General features: G+C 61.4%; 16 protein-coding genes. 5 read left to right on the plus strand and 11 right to left on the minus strand.

All coding sequences use genetic code 11. The annotated features are described in order from the left end of the window. Positions 1–8 precede the first annotated feature (8 nt). The 4 genes from asd to AAEZ08_RS03740 all read left to right on the plus strand — a co-directional run bounded on the left by asd (position 9) and on the right by AAEZ08_RS03740 (position 6,400). A complete protein-coding gene (asd, locus tag AAEZ08_RS03725; RefSeq protein ID WP_500123730.1) occupies positions 9–902 on the plus strand; it encodes an archaetidylserine decarboxylase in 894 nt (297 codons plus the stop codon). A 143-nt stretch (positions 903–1,045) separates the two neighbouring features. After that, positions 1,046–2,884, plus strand: a complete 1,839-nt coding sequence (locus tag AAEZ08_RS03730; RefSeq protein WP_500123731.1) for a cyclic-di-GMP receptor FimW-related protein — start codon at positions 1,046–1,048, stop codon at positions 2,882–2,884. A 241-nt stretch (positions 2,885–3,125) separates the two neighbouring features. Beyond that, positions 3,126–5,192, plus strand: a complete 2,067-nt coding sequence (locus AAEZ08_RS03735) for an EAL domain-containing response regulator (RefSeq protein WP_003285187.1) — start codon at positions 3,126–3,128, stop codon at positions 5,190–5,192. Between the two features lie 134 nt (positions 5,193–5,326). Next, a complete protein-coding gene (locus AAEZ08_RS03740) occupies positions 5,327–6,400 on the plus strand; it encodes an NAD(P)-dependent alcohol dehydrogenase (protein WP_500123732.1) in 1,074 nt (357 codons plus the stop codon). Positions 6,401–6,499: 99 nt separating this feature from the next. Here AAEZ08_RS03740 and serB read toward each other — a convergent pair whose 3' ends face one another. After that, complete coding sequence (serB, locus tag AAEZ08_RS03745; RefSeq protein WP_003285189.1) at positions 6,500–7,714, minus strand: phosphoserine phosphatase SerB; 1,215 nt, start codon at positions 7,712–7,714, stop codon at positions 6,500–6,502. Positions 7,715–7,937: 223 nt separating this feature from the next. Between serB and AAEZ08_RS03750 the strand changes: the two genes are divergently transcribed. Continuing rightward, positions 7,938–9,464, plus strand: a complete 1,527-nt coding sequence (locus tag AAEZ08_RS03750; protein WP_500123733.1) for an AhpA/YtjB family protein — start codon at positions 7,938–7,940, stop codon at positions 9,462–9,464. A gap of 178 nt (positions 9,465–9,642) precedes the next feature. Here the strand turns inward: AAEZ08_RS03750 and AAEZ08_RS03755 are convergent, their stop codons facing one another. From AAEZ08_RS03755 to AAEZ08_RS03800, 10 genes are all read right to left on the minus strand, one after another. Then, positions 9,643–10,350 carry a PqiC family protein gene (locus AAEZ08_RS03755; RefSeq protein ID WP_003285191.1) on the minus strand — a complete coding sequence of 236 codons (708 nt, stop codon included), beginning with the start codon at positions 10,348–10,350 and terminating at the stop codon, positions 9,643–9,645. Between the two features lie 181 nt (positions 10,351–10,531). Further along, complete coding sequence (gene parC / locus AAEZ08_RS03760; protein WP_500123734.1) at positions 10,532–12,784, minus strand: DNA topoisomerase IV subunit A; 2,253 nt, start codon at positions 12,782–12,784, stop codon at positions 10,532–10,534. After that, positions 12,784–13,167, minus strand: coding sequence for a bleomycin resistance protein (locus AAEZ08_RS03765; RefSeq protein ID WP_500123735.1), 384 nt, complete (start codon positions 13,165–13,167; stop codon positions 12,784–12,786). The genes parC and AAEZ08_RS03765 overlap by 1 nt, the downstream gene beginning before the upstream one ends. After that, the gene (locus tag AAEZ08_RS03770; RefSeq protein ID WP_500123736.1) at positions 13,164–13,697 is read right to left on the minus strand and encodes a retropepsin-like aspartic protease family protein; all 534 of its coding nucleotides are present in this window, start codon (positions 13,695–13,697) and stop codon (positions 13,164–13,166) included. The genes AAEZ08_RS03765 and AAEZ08_RS03770 overlap by 4 nt, the downstream gene beginning before the upstream one ends. After that, on the minus strand, positions 13,694–14,677 hold the full coding sequence (locus tag AAEZ08_RS03775; RefSeq protein ID WP_003285195.1) for an esterase-like activity of phytase family protein: 984 nt from the start codon (positions 14,675–14,677) through the stop codon (positions 13,694–13,696). The genes AAEZ08_RS03770 and AAEZ08_RS03775 overlap by 4 nt, the downstream gene beginning before the upstream one ends. Next, positions 14,674–16,560, minus strand: a complete 1,887-nt coding sequence (gene parE / locus AAEZ08_RS03780; protein WP_058065002.1) for a DNA topoisomerase IV subunit B — start codon at positions 16,558–16,560, stop codon at positions 14,674–14,676. The genes AAEZ08_RS03775 and parE overlap by 4 nt, the downstream gene beginning before the upstream one ends. Positions 16,561–16,686: 126 nt before the next feature. Next, positions 16,687–17,292, minus strand: a complete 606-nt coding sequence (locus AAEZ08_RS03785; protein ID WP_500123737.1) for a YqiA/YcfP family alpha/beta fold hydrolase — start codon at positions 17,290–17,292, stop codon at positions 16,687–16,689. 169 nt (positions 17,293–17,461) lie between these two features. Continuing rightward, positions 17,462–18,277 carry a 3',5'-cyclic-AMP phosphodiesterase gene (gene cpdA / locus AAEZ08_RS03790; protein ID WP_500123738.1) on the minus strand — a complete coding sequence of 272 codons (816 nt, stop codon included), beginning with the start codon at positions 18,275–18,277 and terminating at the stop codon, positions 17,462–17,464. 153 nt (positions 18,278–18,430) lie between these two features. Continuing rightward, complete coding sequence (locus AAEZ08_RS03795) at positions 18,431–18,877, minus strand: DUF1249 domain-containing protein (RefSeq protein ID WP_036992109.1); 447 nt, start codon at positions 18,875–18,877, stop codon at positions 18,431–18,433. After that, positions 18,874–19,491 carry an NUDIX domain-containing protein gene (locus AAEZ08_RS03800; protein ID WP_003285203.1) on the minus strand — a complete coding sequence of 206 codons (618 nt, stop codon included), beginning with the start codon at positions 19,489–19,491 and terminating at the stop codon, positions 18,874–18,876. Before AAEZ08_RS03800 ends, AAEZ08_RS03795 begins: the two co-directional genes overlap by 4 nt. Positions 19,492–19,549: the final 58 nt, after the last annotated feature.

A 19,549-nucleotide genomic window follows, 5' to 3' on the forward strand; every position in this document is an offset into this window, starting at 1 on the left:
GGTCCAACATGAAAGATCGCTTATTCGTTATCAGCCAGTATGTGCTGCCCCATCACCTCATTTCGCGCCTGGCCGGCTGTCTGGCCGAATGCCGCCTGCCGTGGGTGAAGAACGCATTTACCAAGTGGTTCGTCCGCCACTTTCAGGTCGATATGCGTGAAGCGGTGACCGAAGATCCGACCGCTTACGAGCACTTCAACGCGTTCTTCACCCGTGCACTGAAGGATGGGGCCCGCCCGCTGGACAGCACCCCAGGCGCCATTCTCAACCCCTGCGACGGCGCCATCAGCCAGTTGGGGCGGATCGAACAAGGCCGCATCTTCCAGGCCAAGGGCCACAGTTTCAGCGCCATGGAGCTGCTTGGCGGGGACCATCAGCGTGCCGCACCGTTCATGGGCGGCGCATTCGCTACCGTCTATCTGTCACCCAAGGACTACCACCGCGTGCATATGCCGGTCAGCGGCACACTGCGCGAAATGGTCTATGTCCCGGGGCGGATTTTCTCGGTCAACACCGTGACAGCTCAGGGCATGCCGGAGCTCTTCGCTCGCAATGAGCGCGTAGTCTGCCTGTTCGACACAGAGCACGGCCCCATGGCCATGGTCCTGGTCGGCGCCATGATCGTTGCCAGTATCGAAACCGTCTGGGCGGGGCTGGTGACGCCGCCTAAGCGCAGCCTGAAGACGTTCCGCTACGACGAAGCAGCGCGCGCGCCTATCCATCTGGAGAAAGGTGCGGAAATGGGTCGTTTCAAATTGGGCTCGACCGTGGTTCTCCTGTTCGGGCCGGACAAGGTGCGCTGGGCCGAGCAGCTGGGTGCTCTGAGCCCCGTTTGCATGGGCGAAGCGCTTGGGCAAGCGGTCCTTAGCACAGCGCCCGTTGAGCCAGTCGAGCAGCCCTGACAGGGTGAACACGACATTCGGTAGCCGACAGCTGCCGAATGTCGGCTAATATCAATAAGCCATCATTCAGTCCTGACCATCCCGGCAGATATTGATAGAGTTCACATTCACCCATGCCCTGACCGCTGCGGAGCCTGCCCGTTTTGGATAGACAGAGCCACCATCTGCTGTTGCGCGCACCCGCACCGACCCAGCAGGCACTGTCCTTCTGCGACGCTAGCGTTCGCGGCGTCACTGGCTGGCTCGCCGGATTACCGAAAGCCAACATCGGTGAGACCGCGCGACAGCTTTACCAAGCCCTGATCGAGCTCAATCAGCTGCGTATTGCCTCGGACACCCGACTGCAAATGCTGGAGCTGCTGCGGCCGGACGTGCACTTCGTCTGCACGCAGCTGGAAAAGCACTATGTCAACCAGCCCATCGTGCTCAGCGAGCGACCGCGTAAAGTCGCCGGGCTCTGCCAGGCGTTACAGAACCACCTTGCCGTCGGCTACAAGCTGATCGTTGTCCGCGTGGTATCCCAGCCTGATCGCGACCGCCATCAATTGCTGTCAGTTGCACTACAGCGTGCCATCCACAGTCTTGGCGCCTTGCTGATACGCTCCACGCAACTTTACGGTCCGGCAGCGCCTGGTCTGTGGCTCGAACTTCATCAGCTCTATCAACTGGCCGTCGAGCAAGGTACCGAACGCCTGCTGGTCCGGGACCCGTTAGCACGACACGCACAAGGCCTTAGCGCAGAGCAGAGCTATCTGGCATCGCTGCTGCTTGGTTGCGCCCGCTGCAACCAGATGCGCCAGCAGAGCATCGGCAAGCTGGCCGCAGCGCTGGAGGCGTGGGGTGCTTTGGTCCATATCCAGGCGGCCAGCGCTGCCAGCGGCCTGTTCCTGCTGTCGCCGGTGGTTGACGGACCGCCACGCTACCGATCACTTTTTACCGACAGGGATCAGCAAAACCTGTTGGGTATCGATACCCGAACGCTCGTCGACGTCATCGAAGAGCACCTGCGCCTGGCCCCAGACAACCGCCGCCTGACACGCCTACCAGCGGCGGCCGGCCTTGATGACGATCTATTGCGACACCTTAGCTCCGCATGGGGCGCCATCTCCGAGCGCACCTTCCAGCGCATACCCGCACAGGGCACGATCAACCTGTGCATCGGCATGACCGCGCTGCATTATCAGCTCGCCGGACAGCGTCCTTTCAATGAAGTACTGGAGCTACCTCGCACCTCGAACCGTGCTGTTTACAAGCTGCACAACGGCGCAGCGGACGTATGGGCCAATGCATTCGATGCCCAGAGCAGCACAATGGAGCTGTTACCGAGCCACGACCACATCGAATTTGTCAGACCCGATATGGCGCAGACCGCGCCCGTGGCCAAAACTGCTGCTCCAAGCAATAGCCCCAAGAACAACGCCACAGCAGAAAGTCATCCGGTCTTTCAGGTTCAACTGGTTGACCATAGCCCCGGCGGTTATTGCCTGGCATGGGACGGAGAAGTGCCCAGCCAACTGCAGGCGGGCGAATTGCTTGGATTACGTGACGGTAACGCGCAGACCTGGAGCATCGCTCTGGTGCGCTGGATCCGTCAGGTACGAGGCGGCAACACGCAAATGGGCGTCGAGCTGATCGCACCGCAGGCTCAACCATGTGGCCTACGCCTGCTTCGCAAGGTCGACCAGGGCAGCGAGTACCTCCGCGCACTGTTGCTGCCGGAAATCAGCGCCATCTCGCAGCCGGCAACGCTGATAGCGCCCCGCCTGCCATTCCAGGAAGGCCACAAGGTGCAGATCAACCGTAACGGCGAAGAACAACGAGCCGTACTTAACCGGCGGCGGTCCAATACTGGCAACTACAATCAGTTCGACTACCGCTTGATCGGTCAGCTCGCGCCAGAGCGAGAGACACCTGTCACAGGCTGGAAAACCCACACAGCGGGCGGGGATGAAGATTTTGACTCACTTTGGAAGTCGCTGTAGATTGCCGGATCTCGCATTCTTGCCTGCCTGCGCCGCCTCGGCGCGCACTTGAGCGGTAGGGACCATTGCCATTTCGTTCACGGCCGCGCCGGAGTCCGTTTTTGTGCGGAGCACGGCATGAGGAGAGAAGTTTGGTCACCCCAAATGAACGACGAATAACGCAGCACCGCGTAAGCGCAACCCCAGCCCTTCGGTTTGCACTGCAACGTGGCACGCGACGAATTGGCAACAGACCCTGAACATGGCCCTGCAAAAGAAAACCATCCGCCTGCTGATCCTTGAAGACTCGCAGAACGAAGCCGAACGTCTGGTCAGCCTCTTCCGCAATGCCGGACAGGCGACACGAGTGCATCGACTCACTTCCAGCGACGACCTTGCAGAAGCCCTGAAACAAACCTGGGATCTGCTGATCAGCTCGCCGCAAAGCGAAAACCTCGATCCTAGCGAAGCGATCAGCGCTATTCGCCGGCAGGCCAAGGATATTCCGATCATCCAACTCACCACTGACAACGACGCCGAAGCGATCACCGAAGCGCTCATGCTCGGCGCCCAGGATGCCCTGCCCCAGGGTGAGGATGAGTGGCTGCTGCTGGTGGCTAATCGCGAACTGGCCAATCTCGAAGAGAGACGGGCCCGCCGCTCGGCGGAAGTAGCCTTGCGTGAAGCCGAAAAGCGTTGCCAATTGCTGCTCGACAGCTCGGTAGATGCGATCGCTTATGTGCACGACGGCATGCACATCTACGTCAACCGCGCCTATCGCGAGCTGTTCGGCTATGTCGATGCGGAAGATCTCGAAGGCATGCCGATGATCGATCTGATCAGCAGCACCGACCAGAGCCGTTTCAAGACCTTCCTGAAAAACTACCACACCCTCGAGGGTACCGCAGAGCTGGCCTGTGGTGGTGTTCGCGCCGATGGCGAAACCCTGAAAACCCGCATGAATTTCTCGCCGGCGGCCTATGACGGCGAACCCTGCATTCAAGTCGTCATACGCGCTGAGAACGACAGCGCCGAGCTGCAGAAGCTGCGTGAGATCAGCAGCCAGGACCCAGTGACCGGCCTGCTCAATCGCAACAGCTTCCTTGAAGTGATGGACGTGGCAGTCGAGCGCGCGGTTAATGCTGGGCAAAGTGCCAGTCTTGCCTACATCCGAGTCGATCGATTCGCTGCGCTGCAGGCCGATATCGGCCTGGCGGACTCCGACCAACTGCTGAGCCAGCTGGCCACCCTACTCCGAGGCCACTTCGCTAACGAAACCCAGCTCGCGCGCTTTGCCGATGACGTGTTCACCGTCTTGCAGCCCGGAATTAACCCGCAACAGGCCGAACCGGAACTGCGCAAGCTATTGAGCAAGGTCGACGGGCTTCTGCTCGATGTCGGCGGGCGAACCGTGCAGACCACCCTTAGCATTGGCGTGGCCGGGCTGGACGAGAAAACTGCCAAGGCTCAGGATGCCATTGAGCGCGCCCACCGCTGCGCCGACGAGTTGAGCGACGGCAACGCGCTAAAGATATTCAACCCGGCCGACGAACTAGCCGCAGCGGCAAATCGCGGTGATATCGTCGCGATGCTCAGACAGGCTCTGGAAAACAACAGTTTCCGCCTGCTTTTCCAACCGATCATCAGCCTGCGCGGCGACAGCTTCGAGCATTACGAAGTCCTGCTGCGACTGCTTGATCCGCAGGGCGTGGAAGTGCCGCCGAACGAGTTTCTCAGCGCTGCCAGTGATGTCGGCCTGGCAACCAAGATTGATCGCTGGGTGATCCTCAATTCAATCAAGCTACTGGCAGACCACCGCTCCAAAGGGCACAGCACGCGCCTCTTCCTGCATCTGTCTGCCGCCAGCATTCAGGACCCCAGCCTGCTGCCCTGGCTCGGTGTCGTACTGAAGGCGTCACGCCTGCCCGGTGACTCGTTGGCGTTCGAGTTCGGTGAAGCCGACGCCGTGGCTTATCTGAAGCAGGCGAAAGCGCTGGTGCAGGGACTGACCGGTCTCGGATGCCGCATCGCCCTGGCCCAGTTCGGTTGCGTGCTCAACCCGTTCAACACGCTCAAGCATCTGGATGCCGAGTTCATCAAGGTCGACGGCTCTTACACGCAGGACCTGACCCGCCAAGAGAATCAGGAAGCGCTCAAGACGCTGCTCGCAGATCTACACGAACAACAGAAACAGAGCATCGTACCGTTCGTGGAAAGCGCCACCGTGCTCGCCACATTGTGGCAGGCGGGTGTCAGCTACATTCAGGGCCATTACCTGCAAGGCCCTAGTCAGTCGATGGACTACAACTTCTCCTCCGACGAGGAGTAGTGATGCCGGCTTGGGCCGGCGCAGTCTACCGGCCCATCCATCCCCCTTTCGCCTCCAATTGACCACGATCACTGGCCAACCACAACGTTGGGCTAGAGTGCTTGGACGTCTTCACGTCCAAGAGGAACCGCACCATGGTCATGATGAAAGCTGCCGTGTTCGTCGAGCCGGGCCGCATCGAACTGCAGGACAAACCCATCCCGGAGATTGGCCCCAACGATGCGCTGATGCGCATCACCACGACCACCATCTGCGGCACTGACGTGCACATTCTCAAAGGCGAGTACCCGGTCGCCGCCGGCTTGACCATCGGTCATGAGCCGGTGGGCGTTATCGAAAAGCTCGGCAGCAACGTAAGGGGCTATCAGGAAGGCCAGCGCGTGATCGCCGGCGCGATCTGCCCAAGCTTCACCTCTTATGCCTGTCAGGACGGCCTGCCCTCACAGGACGGCGGCTGCTCCTGCCACGGCTACAAGCCCATGGGCGGCTGGCGTTTCGGCAATAGCATCGACGGCACTCAGGCCGAGTATGTACTCGTACCCGATGCCCAGGCCAACCTGGCGCCTGTGCCCGATGGCCTGACTGACGAGGAGGTACTGATGTGTCCTGACATCATGTCGACCGGTTTCGCCGGTGCCGAGGCGGCCAACATCAAGATCGGCGACGTCGTAGTGATCTTCGCTCAGGGGCCCATAGGCCTTTGCGCCACCGCAGGTGCCAGGCTACGAGGCGCCGGTACCATCATCGCAGTCGACGGCGTCGATGCACGCCTGGACATTGCCAGAAAGATGGGCGCTGACGTCACACTGAATTTCAGAAACGTGGACGTAGTGGAGGAAGTGCTGAAGCTCACCGGGGGGCGCGGTGTCGATGTCTCGATTGAAGCGCTCGGGCTGCAGTCCACCTTCGAGAGCGCTTTGCGGGTGCTCAAACCGGGCGGAACCTTATCCAGCCTCGGCGTTTACTCCAGCGATCTGACCATTCCGCTCGGCGCCTTCCATGCAGGCCTGGGCGACAACAAGATCGTCACCTCGCTCTGCCCTGGCGGCAAGGAGCGCATGCGGCGATTGCTCAACGTGGTCGCATCCGGGCGTGTCGACCTTGGCCCGCTGGTCACTCATGAATATGGCCTGGACGACATTACCAAGGCGTACGACCTGTTTGCCAATCAGCGCGATGGCGTGCTGAAAGTGGCAATCAAGCCCTGAACCAGCTGCAAGCCAGAAGTGTCGGGCGGCAGTAAAAAGCCCTGGGTCGAAACAGGCCCAGGGCTTTTCTTTCCAGGGGCTTGCCGCTGGCAGTTGCCCTTATTCGGTGCCTTCGCGATCGCGGAAGCCCAGCAGATAAAGGATACCGTCCAAACCCAGGGTGGAGATGGCCTGCTTGGCCGACTGTTTGACCAGTGGTTTGGCACGGAAGGCAACGCCAAGCCCGGCGAGGCCCAGCATCGGCAAGTCGTTGGCGCCATCTCCCACCGCAATGGTCTGCTCCAGACAGAGACCTTCCTGTTCCGCCAGCTGCCGTAGCAGATCGGCCTTGCGCTGCGCATCGACGATAGGCTCGACCGCCACGCCGGTGACCTTGCCGTTCTCGATCTGCAGCTCGTTAGCGAACACGTAGTCGATGCCTAGCTTGGCCTGCAGCTGCTTGGCAAAGTAACTGAAGCCACCGGACAGAATTGCCGTCTTGTAACCCAGGCGCTTGAGTTCGGCAAACAGCACCTCGGCCCCCTCGGTCAGGCGCAGGCTGGCGCCGATATCGACAAGCACGTCCTCCGACAAGCCCTCCAGCAGCGCCAGACGCTCCTTGAAGCTGGCACGGAAATCCAGCTCGCCACGCATCGCGCGCTCGGTGATCTCGGAGACCTGCTCACCTACACCGGCCGCCTTGGCCAGCTCGTCGATCACCTCGGCCTCGATCAGCGTCGAGTCCATGTCGAATACCGCCAGACGACGGTTACGCCGGTAGACCGAATCGCGCTGGAATGCGATGTCGACGTTGAGCTCCTGCGCCACGCTGAGGAACTCAGCGCGCAGGGCCGCAGTATCAGCTGGTTCGCCACGCACCGAGAACTCGATACAGCCTTTGCCCAGCTCCTCCGGCATGTCCAGCGGCATGCGCCCGGAGAGGCGATCGATATGATCGATGTTGAGGCCATATTTGGCGGTGATCGAGCTGACTCGCTGCAGCTGCTCGGCAGTGACCTTGCGCGTAAGCAAGGTCACGATATGTCGGGACTTGCCCTGCCCGGCAACCCAATGCTGGTAGTCGGCCTCGGCCACCGGCGTGAAGCGCACTTGCTGGTCATGCTTGTAGCCCATGAACAGCACGTCCTTGAGCACCGACGAGGCGCGCTCGTTATCCGGAATCTCGATCAGGATGCCGAACGACAGGGTGTCATGGATCACCGCCTGGCCGATGTCGAGAATGGTCACGCCACCCTGGGCGAGCACACCAGTGATGGCGGCTGTAAGACCTGGACGATCTTCTCCAGTGATATTGATCAGGACGATTTCGCGCAAGGCGCAGCTCCCATGGCAGGCAATGAAGGCTGGCATTCTACATCAGCTGGTCTGCACGCTGGACAGCGCCCACACCTCTACCATGTGCCTGCTCGGTGGAACCTGCCAACTCGCAAGTCGAGGATTTCGACGCAATTCGTCAGCTTACCGTCGCAGACCTTCAGCGCCTCCTGCGCTTTCCGTATACTGCTCGGCAAATTCCCGACGAGAAGAGCCGCGCTCTGTGAACCGGCCCGCATCCGTAAAGCCAGATAATTTCTTCCTGATGGTCTATCGCGCAGTGCGCCAGCATCGTGTGCCGCTGGTGTTGCGTATTGCCAGCCATACGCTGCTGCTCGTAGCACTCGCGTTGGTCATCTATGCGTGGGTGATCGGCATGCAGTTCAAGCATGCCATGGAGCAGCAGGCCGACGCCCTCGGCCAGAGCCTGGTCACCCAGACAGCCGCATCAGCCACTGATCTATTGGTCGCCAACGATATCCTCAGCCTCAACGTGCTGTTGAGTAACTTGGTGAAGAACCCGCTGGTCGCCCACGCCGCAATCTATAGCGTGGACAACCGCGTGCTCGCCGAATCCGGCACTCGCCCTCAGCAGGGCCTGCTCGGTGACGACAACGGCCTTTACTCGACGCCGATCAGCTTCCAGGAAGTAATAGCCGGGCACTTGCGCGTTAGCCTGGATATGCAGCAGTTCCAGCAACCGATGACCATCAGCCTTCAGAGCATGGGCCTGCTCAGTCTGATTCTGCTCGCACTGACACTGATACTGAGCCTACGCCTGGGCAGACAGTTGGCAACGCCGCTGATGCAGCTACGCCTGTGGCTGCGCGATCCGGATGATCCCGCCCCGGGTGCAGGACGGCAGGACGAGATCGGCGACCTTGCACGCCAACTGCAGGCACGCCTGGTACCCGAGAAGCCCGAGCCGGAGCTGGATATGAGCGATGCGCTGGACGATGATTATTTCGACCAGCGTGACGAGCACTCGCCCTCGGACCAGTCTTACGCGCCGCAATTCGAGCGCTTTGATATGGAACTGGACGACGAGCCAAGGCGCTCGCCACGGCTATCGACAAGCGCCGATGACGAGCTGGAGGTGCTTGACGACGAAGTGATCTTCGACGCTACGCCCGTAGCGGCCAAAGTCGCACAACCCGCAGCGCCACGCCCAAGCTGCAGTGCCGTGCTGGCCATCCAGCTTGGCGGCCAGGAGCAGTTGCGCCGCCTGCCCCGCCCGCGCCTGACCGAGTTGCTGCAACGCTATCGCGACTGCCTGCAACAGGCCGCCACCCTCTACCAGGCCGAGCTGCACACGCTCAATGACGGCAGCAGCCTGATGCTGTTCCATAGCCAGGACGACGAGCAGAATTACCTCACCCACGCGATCTGCTGCGGTGAACTGATGCGGGCTCTTGGCCACGCGCTGCAGATCGAGGTTGCTGACAGCGGAATTACCCTACAGCTGCAGCTCGGCCTGACTCGCGGCGATAACCTGGTCGATCTCAGTCAGGGCGACCTGTTACTCAGCGAGCCGGCCCAGGCAGCGTTGGATATGTCTCTGCACAGCCGCAACCTGCTGCTGGTCGAGCGCAGCATCAGTGAAGATTCGCTGATTCAGCAGCGTGCCCGTATCCGCCCGATCGCCAGCCCGGAAGGCGCCTGCTGTGTGGAGCGGCTACTGGAACCCTACCCCTCGCTGCTGGAGCGCCAGCTGGCGCGTATGCACGAACTGCGCAATCGCCCTCACTGATCCGGAATGCACACCAGCGCTCGCGCCCAGCAGCGTGCGCTGGTGATAGCAGGAGCCCTACCGGCCGCAACAGCGCTCATCCGAGAGACACAAAAAAGCCCGACGGGAAGCGACTAGCGCTGGCCTGATCGGGCTTTTTTGCTGCAGCAGATAACCGCAGTTTTCCGTTGGGCTTCGCTTAGAAGCGAAACACTTCCATATCGGTACGAATCGGCTCGGCCGCCGGAATGCGCGGCACCGGCGCTTCAGCAGACCTGTTCACCTGTGGCTTGGCGGGCGCCGGCTTGGGTGGCGTCTTGGCGACCAGCGCAGGCTCGACCGCCCCCGCTACCATCTCGCTCAGGCGCTGCAACAACAGGCTCTGTGCACGCACCTGATCGGTTGCGCTACCTTGATGTTCTTCCTGCAGTCGCACCAGACGGCTGCCCAGGTGCTTGCCCGCTTTGTCCCGCAGCCGCCATTGCGCTTCGAGTACGGCGGGGTATTGCGGACCGGAGTCGAGGCGAGTGATGGACAGCTCGATCTGCACCTCCGGCGCAAAACCTTCATCGGCCGGGCCAAGCACCAGGCTCTGGGTATCCAGCTGCCAAGCCAGTTGCCGCAACAGCAATTGCTCGATATCGGCCTTCAGACTGCCGGCCCAACGGGCCTGCTGAACATCACCGGCCAGACTACCGTCAGCCAGACGCTGAAGCAGTGCATCGCGCTGTAGATAATCGGCAAGCGTGACAGGCGCCAGCAACACGGAGGCTCCATCGGTTCGCTCCGGCACTTCGGTAGTGCCGCTGTCGAGCCGATACATCGGCGCAGGTTGCAAGCCGATACAACCGGACAAACCAATGCTGGCCAGCAACAAAACAGTCGGAACACGCAGCAAGTTCATCATTACCGTAATAACACCAAAGTTCAGGCCGCTAGCGGCCTTCTAAGGCACCGATGCCTCATGCATGGCGCGCCGGACAATCGGATTAGCCGACGCAAATGAAGCAGCGGGCAAAACGCCGCAGGCTGGAAAGGCCGCTATCTTCCGTGAAACCGGCCGTCGATTCCAGCGCCAATGCACATTGTCACACTTCGACCAGCAGACCCTCGACGCGCTGGAAGCCTCTCGGCAGCTTGTTGCCGCGCCTACCACGCTCGCCTTTGTAATGCTCCAGATCTTCGGCCTTGAGCGACAGCGTGCGCTTGCCGGCCTGCAGCACCAAGGTGGCGCCAGCAGGCAGCACGGCGAGGTCGATCAGGTACTCATCGCGACTGGCAACCCGCTCGCCAGGGATGCCAATGATCTTGTTGCCCTTGCCTTTGCCCAGCTGCGGAAGATCGCGCACCGGGAACACCAGCAGGCGGCCCTCGGTAGTCACAGCGGCCAACCAGTCGTCATCACGGCTGGCCAGCGGCCGTGGTGCAACGACCTTGGAACCCTTGGGCAGCGAGAGCAGAGCCTTGCCCGCCTTGTTCTTGGCCTGCAAATCCTCACCCTTGACGACGAAACCGTATCCGGCATCCGAGGCGATCACATAAAGCGCGTCGTCGTCGGGCAGCATTACGCATTCGAAGCTGGCACCCGGCGGCGGCGTCAGGCGTCCGGTGAGCGGCTCGCCCTGTCCACGTGCCGAGGGCAGCGAGTGCGCCGCGAGCGAATAGCTGCGGCCGGTGGAGTCTATGAACACTGCGTACTGATTCGAGCGCCCGACGGCGGCTGCCCTGAAGCCGTCGCCGGCCTTGTAGGAAAGCCCATTGGCATCGACATCGTGGCCCTTGGCACAGCGCGCCCAACCTTTTTCGGAGATCACCACGGTAACCGGCTCGGAAGGCAGCAGCTCATTTTCCGACAACGCCCGCGCCTCGGCACGCTCGACGATCGGCGAGCGACGGTCGTCGCCGTAGGTTTCGGCGTCCTCGATCAGCTCCTTGCGCACCAGCTTCTTCAGCTTGGTTTCGCTACCCAGCAGCGCCAACAGCTTTTCGCGCTCCTTGGCCAGCTCGTCCTGCTCGCCGCGGATCTTCATCTCTTCCAGCCGCGCCAACTGCCGCAGGCGGGTGTCGAGGATGTAGTCGGCCTGCAGTTCGGAGAGCTCGAAGCGGGCCATCAACACCGGCTTGGGCTGATCCTCGGTACGGATGATATGGATCACCTCATCCAGATTGAGGAAGGCCACCAGCAAACCTTCCAACAGGTGCAGGCGTCGCTCGACCTTGTCCAGACGGAACTGCAGGCGACGGCGTACAGTACCGATGCGATAGGTCAGCCATTCGCCAAGCAGCGTGCGCAGATTTTTCACCTGCGGGCGGCCGTCGAGACCTATGACGTTGGCGTTGACGCGGTAGCTGGACTCCAGATCGGTAGTGGCGAACAGGTGCTGCATCAGCGCTTCCACGTCGACCCGATTGGAGCGCGGGATAATGACGATGCGGCATGGGTTCTCGTGATCGGACTCATCGCGCAGGTCAGCGACCATCGGCAATTTCTTGGCCTGCATCTGTCCGGCGATCTGCTCCAGCACCTTGGATCCGGAAACCTGATGCGGGAGCGCGGTGACCACGACGTCGCCGTCCTCGACACGGTAAACGGCCCGCATGCGCACGGAACCTCGACCTGTCTCATAGATCTTCAGCAGATCCGCACGCGGCGTGATGATCTCCGCCTCGGTCGGGAAATCCGGCCCAAGCACATGCTCGCAGAGCTGCTCGACACTGGCGCCCGGCTCGTCAAGCAAGCGTACGCAGGCGGCCGCCACTTCGCGCAGGTTGTGCGGCGGCACGTCAGTGGCCATGCCCACGGCGATACCGGTGGTGCCGTTGAGCAAAAGGTTGGGCAGGCGCGCCGGCAGCGTCGCCGGTTCGTCGAGCGTGCCATCGAAATTCGGCACCCAATTCACCGTGCCCTGTCCCAACTCGCTGAGCAGCACCTCGGAATAGCGCGACAGACGCGCCTCGGTGTAGCGCATCGCGGCAAAGGACTTCGGATCGTCCGGGGCGCCCCAGTTGCCTTGGCCGTCGACCAGCGTATAGCGATAGCTGAATGGCTGCGCCATCAACACCATGGCCTCGTAACAGGCACTGTCACCATGGGGATGGAACTTACCGAGCACGTCACCGACAGTCCGGGCGGACTTCTTGTGCTTGGCGTCGGCGTTCAAGCCGAGCTCGCTCATGGCGTAGATGATCCGCCGCTGCACCGGTTTGAGGCCGTCGCCGATATGCGGCAGCGCACGATCCATGATCACGTACATGGAATAGTTGAGGTAAGCCTGCTCGGTGAAATCGGCGAGGGAGCGACGCTCCACGCCGTCCAGGCTCAGGTCGATGGTTTCGCTCATCAGCAGTTTTCTTCAGCAATGGTTGGATGACTCACGACAGGCTGCTCGCCGAACTTGAGCAAATTGCCATGGGCGTCGATGACGTAAAGTTCTTTCATGCCCCAGGACCGCAAAACAGGTGCATCGAGGGCCAAGCCACGTTGGCTGAACTCTTGATACAGCGCCTGACAGTCACCGGTACGGAGATAACAGGAGGTGTTCTGCGCAATGTGTCGCTCTGGGCAAAGCCAGAAGTGCAGCTCGACACCATCGCGCATCATGATCAGATAGTCAGAGGCTTGCAGACACACATGAAAGCCGAGACGCGCCGTGTAAAAGTCGCAGCTTTCATCGAGGTTCAGCGAAGCCAGCACCGGCACTGCGGCCTGTATTAGCGCGCTCATTGAGCTCGCCTCTCCGGTAACTGCTGGCGCAGCACCAAGGTGCCGGCGCGCTGGGTGAATTCAAGTTGTTTCAAGGCGCTCATGCCGAGCAGTACCTGCTCGCCGCGAAAGCCGGGAGCGACGATAGCGCGCACGTCGCGCAGGCGAATGTCACCCAGATCGAGGCTCGACAGCACAGTGCGATAGCCGGTGGTCTGGCCATTGGCAGTGTGCAGCATCACCGCCGCACCGCGCTGCAAACCCAGGCGCTCGGCCAATTCGGCGGGGATGGCGACATCCGTGGCGCCGGTATCGAGCAGAAAGGTCACAGACTCGCCATTGATACGCCCGCTGGCGACGAAGTGCCCTTGGGCATTACCGGTCAACTGCACCTCGATTTGCTCGCCCTGCACCAAGGATAGCGGCTCGCGATTGGGATTGGTTCGGCCTTCCTCCCACGCCGCGAAGAACCGGGTGGCCAAGAACAAACCTGCACCCCAGGCCAGCACCAACATCACGCGCCCGGCGCGACGCCCGGCGGTCTGGCTCACGGCCGCGCGCTCCAACCGCCATTCGGCGCTGCGAAGCGCCAGACGATCGGACGCTTTTCTCCATCGCCACGGGCCTTGCCATTGTTATCGACGCCAATCCAGGCGCCTTCGGCGTCAACCCACAACGCCTCGGCATTGCCATAGGGTTCCCCGTAGCGACGCTCCTCGGTCAAGGCTTCGGCGGCAAATGACCAGCAACGCTCGACCGCTCCGGTGGCCGGGCTGCGGCGGCAAATCCGGTAGGCCGATGGCTCCAGCACGAACAACTTGTCGCCAAAGAACGCGATGGCCGAAAAGCTGCGCGGGACGGGCATCTCACCTAACGCTTCCGGCGGCTGCTGGTGGCCGCCCTGAGCCATCAATACGCAGCCACCGGTGCATTGCCAGCTGCTCTGCTTTCGATGCAATACCAGCAAACCACGGCGCTCGCGCTCTGCCGCCAACCACATACGCTCGGCCTTAGGGTCTACCGCGATGCCTTCGAACAGGGCGTTGAAGTGCCAGAGCATACCGCTGGCCCGTGCCTGACGAACCAGTGAGTCGGGCAGGCGAAGCCATTCCGCAGTACCTGCCGGGCTGACTCGCAGTACAGCCGCATGGGCTTCGCTGACCACATAGCGATTACCCGAGCTATCGCAGCTCAAACCCTCGAAATCCAGATGACCACCGCGCACGTGTCCACTGAGCCAGGCGCGCATGCGCATACCCCAGGGCAAACCGCTGTGAGGCGGCGGGCCGGCCTCGAAGCGCTCAGGCTCTGCCTGCCAAGGCGAGACACTGGTGTCCAGACGATAGAGAACATCGTCCTCACGGTCCGATACAGCCCATAGTGCGTCGCCACACCAGGCCATCCCTGACAGGTTGCCGCCGGTCATGCCCTCAACCGGATACTCGCCGAGCAATTTGAGTTCGGGCGCCGGCTCGTTGGCCCAAAGCGGCGCAGAAGCCAGGCACAGCAGTGCCAGCCAACGGCGGCTCAAACCAGCACCTCCGCCAGATTGCCCTTGGATTCGAGCCAACTCTTGCGGTCGCCGGCGCGCTTCTTGGCAAGCAGCATGTCCATGATTTCGCGGGTTCCCTCGAAGTCGTCCAGGGTCAACTGCACCAGCCGACGGGTGTTGGGGTCCATGGTCGTTTCACGCAGTTGCGGCGGGTTCATTTCGCCAAGCCCCTTGAAGCGCGTGACTTGCGGCTTGCCACGACGCTTCTCGGCGACCAGACGCTCGAGGATGCCATCGCGCTCCGCCTCATCCAGCGCATAGAAAATGTCCTTGCCCAGGTCAATCCGATACAGCGGCGGCATGGCGACATAGACGTGCCCGGCATCGACCAATGGGCGGAAATGCTGAACGAACAGAGCGCAGAGCAAGGTCGCGATGTGCAGGCCGTCGGAGTCGGCGTCAGCGAGGATGCAGATCTTGCCGTAACGCAGTTGCCCCAGATCGGCCGCACCCGGATCGACGCCGATGGCGACGGCGATGTCGTGGACCTCCTGACTGGCGAGTACTTCGCCGCCGTCGACTTCCCAGGTGTTCAGGATCTTGCCGCGCAACGGCATGATCGCCTGGAACTCCTTGTCCCGCGCCTGCTTGGCAGAGCCACCGGCCGAATCACCCTCGACCAGGAACAGCTCGGAGCGCATCGGATCCTGCCCGGCGCAGTCGGCCAGTTTGCCCGGCAGCGCGGGGCCTTGGGTGATCTTCTTGCGCTCTACCTTCTTGCCGGCCTTGAGACGACGCCCGGCATTGTTGATCGCCAGCTCGGCTAGCTGCATACCCAACTCGGGATGCCCGTTGAGCCACAGGCTGAAGGCATCCTTGACCACGCCGGAAACGAAAGCGGCAGCTTCGCGAGACGACAGGCGCTCCTTGGTCTGACCGGAGAACTGAGGCTCCTGCATCTTCATCGATAGGACGAAAGAGATGCGCTCCCAGATGTCCTCAGGCGCCAGTTTGAGTCCGCGCGGCAGCAGATTGCGGAACTCGCAGAACTCACGCATCGCATCCAACAGACCCTGGCGCAGACCGTTGACGTGGGTGCCGCCCTGGGCCGTGGGAATCAGGTTGACGTAGCTCTCCTGAACGCTTTCGCCGCCCTCCGGCAGCCAGAGCAAGGCCCAGTCTACCGCCTCGGTATTTCCGGCCAGCTTGCCGACAAAGGGCTCATCGGGCAGGCGCAGGTAGTCGCTGACCGAGTCGACGAGATAGGAGCGCAGACCATCCTCGTAATGCCACTCGACTTTCTCGCCGGTGCTCTTGTCCTCGAAGCTGACGTTCAGCCCTGGACACAGGACCGCCTTTGCCTTGAGCACATGCTTGAGGCGAGTGATGGAAAACTTGGGTGAATCGAAGTACTTGGGATCAGCCCAGAAGCGCACGCTGGTGCCGGTATTACGCTTGCCGACGCTACCGATGACTTCCAGGTCGGTGGCTTTGAAGCCGTCGGCAAAGCTCATGCGGTACTCGCTGCCGTCACGCTTGACGGTCACTTCGACGCGCGTGGACAGCGCGTTGACCACAGAGATACCAACGCCGTGCAAACCACCTGAGAACTGGTAGTTTTTGTTGGAGAACTTGCCACCTGCGTGCAGCTTGGTGAGGATCAGCTCGACACCGGGCACACCCTCTTCAGGGTGGATATCAACCGGCATGCCGCGGCCATCGTCGATCACTTCCAGCGAGCTGTCTTGATGCAGGATCACCTGAACCGCGCGGGCATGACCGGCAAGGGCTTCATCGACGCTGTTGTCGATGACTTCCTGGGCCAGATGATTGGGCCGCGAGGTGTCGGTGTACATGCCCGGGCGCTTGCGCACTGGGTCGAGGCCGGAAAGAACCTCGATGGCTTCTGCGGTATAAGACATCTGTCTGGCACTGTCCTTATGTTCTGAACAATCAGCCGCTAAGGGCCGCGAAAAAACCAGCGCACCGGCCGGGATAAAGCGTCGCACGTGGCGAAGATCGACCTGCTCCGCCTGCACATGTTTCTGTCAGAGCTGCTCCAACCACTTATTCGGCTCGAAGCCAGCGAACGCCAAGAGCGCCGGCAGACGCTCAGCGAACCCCTGGAAGCCATGGTCGCCGCCAGCCTGAATGCGCAAGGCACAGCCACGATAGAACTGTGCAGCATCACGGTAATCCAGCGTTTCATCACCTGTCTGCAGCCAGACTTGATAGCGCTCAGCATCCTGCGGCGGCGCGGTTTCCAGTTCCGCCAAAGCGGCCACATGATCCTCGGTAAGATCCCAGACTTCCCCGCTATAGAGGTTTGTCTGCGGCCCGAGGTAACCGTCGAAACGGCGGTGCGGTGTCACGGCCGGGTTGATGAGCAATGCCTTCAGGCCATGGCGCTCGGCGAGGTGGGTCGCATAGTAGCCGCCAAGCGAGCTGCCGACCAGCAGCGGGCGCCCGAGCTCGGCGAGGCAGGCTTCGAGCTGGATGAGGGCCTGGCGTGGATGATGATGCAGTGCAGGAACCCGCAATCGATCAGCCAGGCCTAGCTTTTTCAGCGCAGCGGATAGCTGGCTCGCCTTCTGTGAAGCAGGTGAGCTGTTGAGGCCATGGATATAAAGGATGGCAGGCGGGTAACTGGACATGAATACAGTTCGTTGAAAAAGGGCAAGGCTACAAGGCACCCGTCGCCCTCTGCAAGCGACCTGACCTGGAAGGTCACGCCCAGCCAACAGGTGAAAGATGAAAAGAAAAACCGTCTCGACCACGTTTACGGCCAGTTGGCGCCATAACGAGTCGCCAACCACTGGGTGTTCAATAACCCTTTACGGTGTAATCGATCTCAAATTCGATGCCGCTGACCCGTGACACTCCGGTATCCAGCTGCCCATCGCGGTGTAAACGCAACCAGCGATAACCCGGCGCGGCGCTGTCGACCTGAAAGTCTTCGCTCTGCGGAGTGAACTGCACACCGGTCGACGGCGATGCAAGCAGGCGTACACCATTGCGGAACTGATCGAACTCCTGGTGAATATGCCCCCAGAGCAATGCCCGCACGTTGCTGTGTCGATCAAGCACCGTGAATAGCTCATCGGAATTTCGCAGTCCGATGGCATCCATCCAGCGACTGCCGATGGAAACGGGGTGGTGGTGCAGACAGATCAGATGATGCCGATCCGGCGCCTCGCTCAGGGCGCGCTCGAGCAACTCCAGCTGATCACCGCGGAGCATGCCAAACACCGAACCCGCCACCAGCGTATCGAGCATCACCACACGCCAGTTGCCAATATCCAGAACTGGCTCCATCAGCGAGCTTGCATGCGCCGCCTCGCGCATCGCGGATAGCTCATCGTGGTTGCCTGGGCACCAGCGGGCTGGAGCCAGGATCGGCTCTACAGTACGGCGAAAACGCTGGTAGGACGCCACCGATCCATCCTGCGACAGATCGCCAGTGGCCAGCAGCAGGTCGATGCGCGGCTGCTCGTCAATGGCAAGCTCAACCACCTGCCTGAGGCTGTCGCAGGTATTCATGCCCAGCAGGTTGTCGTCCGCCTCGGCAAACAGATGGCTGTCGGTTAGTTGCACCAGCAATACCGAATCTTCAACAGCAGTCAGGGACGCACCAGGCAAGACCCTTCTCCTTGAGCTAAAACGCAACGGAATTATGGTAGGAGCCCATCAGGAGGGTAAACCACGGGATGTGGGCTTGGATCACAGAACCGTACAGCACACGCCAAAGATGGCGAAGCGCCAGCGTGGGTCAGCAAGAAATAGTTGGAGCGGTTACAGCACCGGCTCGAGCTCGTGCCCGCAAGCCAGGCAGTGACCCAACCACTCGCCAAGGAAAAGATTGAGCTGGTTCTTCTCATCCGGCTGGTGCATTTGCGCGTTGGGGTAGTGATAGATACCGCGAAAGCGCCGAGCATTCTCGGCGCGAATCACCTCGGCCATGCGCGCATCGTGGTAAACACGCACCTCCATCTTCGGCACCGGCAGCCAAGTCAGGCAATTCTCCTGACTGACCTGCAAGGTCGTGGTGTAAGGGCAGGCTTCAAGCACTTCAAGTACCAGTACACCGAGCAACTGGTCGCCCTGACTGATGGCGATACGGCGCGCGGCGCAACCGTTGCGCATGCCCGGCAGCAATCGCATCAGGCGCAGGTAATTGGCCTCGCAGGCCGACTGCAGTTCGAGCAGATCGACTCGGTAGCGCTCGCGCGTCCTTCTCATGTCCATGCCCCCCGCACCTGCTCGCGATTCAAGGCCAGCCACTGCAGTGCAATGATGCTTGCCGCATTGTCGATACGACCGTCGTTCACTGCGCCGAGTGCCTCCTGCAGCGACCAGACGTGCACACGAATGTCCTCGCCTTCCTCGGCCAGGCCGAAGACGCCCTGCGCGCCCTCACTGTTGCAGCGACCGACATACAGGTGAACACGCTCGTCGCTGCCGCCCGGAGACGGGAAGTACTGTGTGATCGGCAAAAGCTCGCCCAGCTCCAAGCCGGCTTCTTCGATCGCCTCGCGTCGGGCAACCTCTTCGGGCGACTCGTCTTTGTCGATCAGGCCTGCCACCAGCTCAATCAACCAGGGATTCTCGACCTTGCCCACCGCACCCACCCGGAATTGCTCGATCACCACCACCTGATCGCGCTGCGGATCGTAAGGCAGCACGCAAACGGCATCGTGGCGTACAAACAGCTCGCGAGTCAGTTCCCTGCCCATGCTGCCGCTGAACTGGCGATGGCGCAGGTGCAGGCGTTCCAGCCGGTAGAAACCGCTGAAGCATTGCTCTCGTCGGAGGATCTCGACATCATCCGGGCCGGGCTTGAAGGTCTCGCTCATGGGGTACTACTCATATCGGTTTGATCCGCGCCGGACGCGGCGGCGAATGACTGCAACC

The sequence above is a fragment of the Pseudomonas sp. E45-MNA-CIBAN-0222 genome (assembly GCF_040310405.1).
GTDB classification, from domain to species: Bacteria; Pseudomonadota; Gammaproteobacteria; order Pseudomonadales; family Pseudomonadaceae; genus Stutzerimonas; species Stutzerimonas stutzeri_AC.

What these genes read in the sequence shown, in the direction of transcription:
- asd (WP_500123730.1), top strand. Translation starts at nt 9, where the DNA reads ATGAAAGATCGCTTATTCGTTATCAGCCAGTATGTGCTGCCCCATCAC.
- AAEZ08_RS03735 (WP_003285187.1), top strand. Translation starts at nt 3,126, where the DNA reads ATGGCCCTGCAAAAGAAAACCATCCGCCTGCTGATCCTTGAAGACTCG.
- AAEZ08_RS03740 (WP_500123732.1), top strand. Translation starts at nt 5,327, where the DNA reads ATGGTCATGATGAAAGCTGCCGTGTTCGTCGAGCCGGGCCGCATCGAA.
- AAEZ08_RS03755 (WP_003285191.1), bottom strand. Translation starts at nt 10,350, where the DNA reads ATGATGAACTTGCTGCGTGTTCCGACTGTTTTGTTGCTGGCCAGCATT.
- parC (WP_500123734.1), bottom strand. Translation starts at nt 12,784, where the DNA reads ATGAGCGAAACCATCGACCTGAGCCTGGACGGCGTGGAGCGTCGCTCC.
- AAEZ08_RS03765 (WP_500123735.1), bottom strand. Translation starts at nt 13,167, where the DNA reads ATGAGCGCGCTAATACAGGCCGCAGTGCCGGTGCTGGCTTCGCTGAAC.
- parE (WP_058065002.1), bottom strand. Translation starts at nt 16,560, where the DNA reads ATGTCTTATACCGCAGAAGCCATCGAGGTTCTTTCCGGCCTCGACCCA.
- AAEZ08_RS03785 (WP_500123737.1), bottom strand. Translation starts at nt 17,292, where the DNA reads ATGTCCAGTTACCCGCCTGCCATCCTTTATATCCATGGCCTCAACAGC.
- AAEZ08_RS03795 (WP_036992109.1), bottom strand. Translation starts at nt 18,877, where the DNA reads ATGAGAAGGACGCGCGAGCGCTACCGAGTCGATCTGCTCGAACTGCAG.
- AAEZ08_RS03800 (WP_003285203.1), bottom strand. Translation starts at nt 19,491, where the DNA reads ATGAGCGAGACCTTCAAGCCCGGCCCGGATGATGTCGAGATCCTCCGA.